We start from the raw sequence: 2,236 nt of genomic DNA on the forward strand, positions 1-2,236 counted from the left end.
GGGACAGTAACACGTGGGCTCTGTCGCTTCGCTCCAAATTTTAGCCCACGTATTACTGCCCCTTATGTGGGTGTTAGGCATCTAGGGAGAGATAACTTGGAATTACCGTTGGAAGAATGGGTTATTGTCAAAGGAACTTCAAATGGCCATCCTTACTTCATGTCAGTTAACGATAGCCTTAAGCAATTCTATGGTAAAAATGAATACCCTAGTTGCTTGATCATTACTATTGAATTAATGGAAGTTCAGGGTCATAAATTACCAACAGACAGTGAAGCTGAAATATTAAATGATATTGAAGATACTTTACTCAGTATGCTATCCGAAGTTACTTTGCCGATTTTAATAGGCAGAGAAACATATTATGGAGAACGCGAAATTATTGTTTATTTTCCTAAATTATCAAATTACAAATCTGTACTTGATTCTATTTCAATTAAACTTAATAGTAATCGATGTGTGCATCTTGAATTACACGATGACCCAAAATGGGAACAAGCGGTTCGATACTTAGGTTGTTTTAACGATGCCTAACAAAACTATGAACCGGATGTTGGCAAAAGCGGCCACCACCGGTTATAGAAAGTGTTAGCCGATACTTGTAAATCCAGCCTTTCACTTCTCTTTTTTAGTGGTAATATCAAATCATACTCAATGGGAGTTATTTTATGTCTGATGCATTAAAAGTGATGCTTGAAAATATCGAGCAACTCAGTACTAAAGAGAAAGCTCTTGCTGCCCACTGTCTTTTAACGGCTATGGATACTAAGATTGATAGCGATGTGGAATCTGAGTGGGTAAAACTTGCAGAAGCTCGCAGCGCAGAGCTAGAGTCTGGTGCGGTAAAAAGCATTAGTTGGGAAGAGATAGAAAAGGATCTAAATTAAAAGATGTTGCCTGTTTCCTTTCACCCAGAGGTTAAAAGGGAAATAAAAGAGTCGTTTGATTGGTATCAAAAGCAGTCACTGGGGTTGGGTCACGAATTTACCCAAGAACTCAAGGGAGCCATCGATTCAGTTAGCTCTTTGCCATCGGCATGGACAAAAATGGGCAAACTCATCGACGCTTTGTCTTAAGCAGGTTCCCATACTCTATTATTTATAAAATTATTGAAAACAGGGAAATTAGTGTGGTAGCTATTATGCACAACCACCGAAAACCAGGGTATTGGCACGAACGCGGCTAACAAAACGCTCAAGCCGCTCCCTCCGGTCGCTGGGACGCTAACATGTGGGCTGACTCACTTCGTTCGGATTATAGCCCATATGCTAGCACCCCTTAGCTTAAAGTTAAGGCTTATGGACTCATTGACGGAAGAAAGATACGTATTTTATAGGCTTTGCGCTGGCGACATTCAGGAGTGTGTAAAATCTCTTGAGATGCTTAGCGATGCAGTTAGCGACCGGATGCGAGTGGTGCTTATAAAGGCATCAATCGTGTCTTACGCGCGGCCATTCTCTGGAAATGAATCCCAATATAGAGATAAAGGGAAGTGGCGTCTTGATAAGAAATATGTTCCAAAAGAATTTTGTGAAGTCCATAAGCAAGCGATTGAGTATAGAGACAAGTTGATCGCGCACAGTGATATTCCTCATAGAAGCCCAGAACTTCTAAGAGGTGGGCCACATTTTGCTATCGGTCATAATGCGCCATTGGACGAAGAGTATGTCGAGTTTTCAAAGGTGCTTTTTCCAGCAAGTGCTGCGCTCTTGAAAGAACTGTGGGACCTTATAATAAGTTATGAAAAGGAATCGCTTTAACAAGGCCGTGCACGCGACAAGCGCGTGATTGCGGCGTTATACATACACGGAAGGTTAGTCGATTGCCCATCATCATTTATTTGTATCTTGCTATAAATATTGGCGTAACGGTATATGCCTATAAATATTGTTATTTTAATTTATCAAAATATGGCGAAATCCTAGAGGGGTTTGCTATAACGGGTGTTTCAATATTATTGGTGTTGGCATATTACTATCCCAAGATAGGTGATTTTCTAGGGAAACTGCGAATAAGTCCTGCAATTTAGGTCTTGAGCGAGACGTTGCATTACCCGTCTAAAAATTGAGCGCTAAATTTTCAATTTTGGGCAATATTCTGCCTTTTTAGGCCGGATTTGGTCGTTTATCCGGGCCATTCCCGGATTTCAAACAGATCTTTGTCAACGGTAATCTAATTTAGACCCACTTAGCGGTAAAGTAAAATTGACCCACCTTTAGCGTTTATACTTCATTTT

Annotated in this window: 4 protein-coding genes; all 4 read left to right on the top strand. The window is 40.6% G+C overall.

The window, feature by feature from the left end; translation table 11 throughout:
* The coding region (locus V5298_RS20430) for a DUF695 domain-containing protein (protein ID WP_332933257.1) at positions 1 to 534 on the top strand (534 nt) is incomplete at its 5' end.
* A 134-nt stretch (positions 535 to 668) separates the two neighbouring features.
* Positions 669 to 887 carry an addiction module protein gene (locus V5298_RS20435; RefSeq protein ID WP_013783722.1) on the top strand — a complete coding sequence of 73 codons (219 nt, stop codon included), beginning with the start codon at positions 669 to 671 and terminating at the stop codon, positions 885 to 887.
* 3 nt (positions 888 to 890) lie between these two features.
* Entirely contained in the window at positions 891 to 1,076 is a 186-nt protein-coding gene (locus V5298_RS20440; RefSeq protein ID WP_332933258.1) for a hypothetical protein, read from the top strand.
* A gap of 222 nt (positions 1,077 to 1,298) precedes the next feature.
* Positions 1,299 to 1,760, top strand: a complete 462-nt coding sequence (locus V5298_RS20445) for a hypothetical protein (protein ID WP_129738889.1) — start codon at positions 1,299 to 1,301, stop codon at positions 1,758 to 1,760.
* Positions 1,761 to 2,236: the final 476 nt, after the last annotated feature.

The organism is Alteromonas sp. 14N.309.X.WAT.G.H12 (assembly GCF_036697315.1).
Taxonomy (GTDB): Bacteria; Pseudomonadota; Gammaproteobacteria; order Enterobacterales; family Alteromonadaceae; genus Alteromonas.

Coding starts and splice junctions, on each gene's coding strand:
- V5298_RS20435 (WP_013783722.1), top strand. CDS start 669: ATGTCTGATGCATTAAAAGTGATGCTTGAAAATATCGAGCAACTCAGT.
- V5298_RS20440 (WP_332933258.1), top strand. CDS start 891: ATGTTGCCTGTTTCCTTTCACCCAGAGGTTAAAAGGGAAATAAAAGAG.
- V5298_RS20445 (WP_129738889.1), top strand. CDS start 1,299: ATGGACTCATTGACGGAAGAAAGATACGTATTTTATAGGCTTTGCGCT.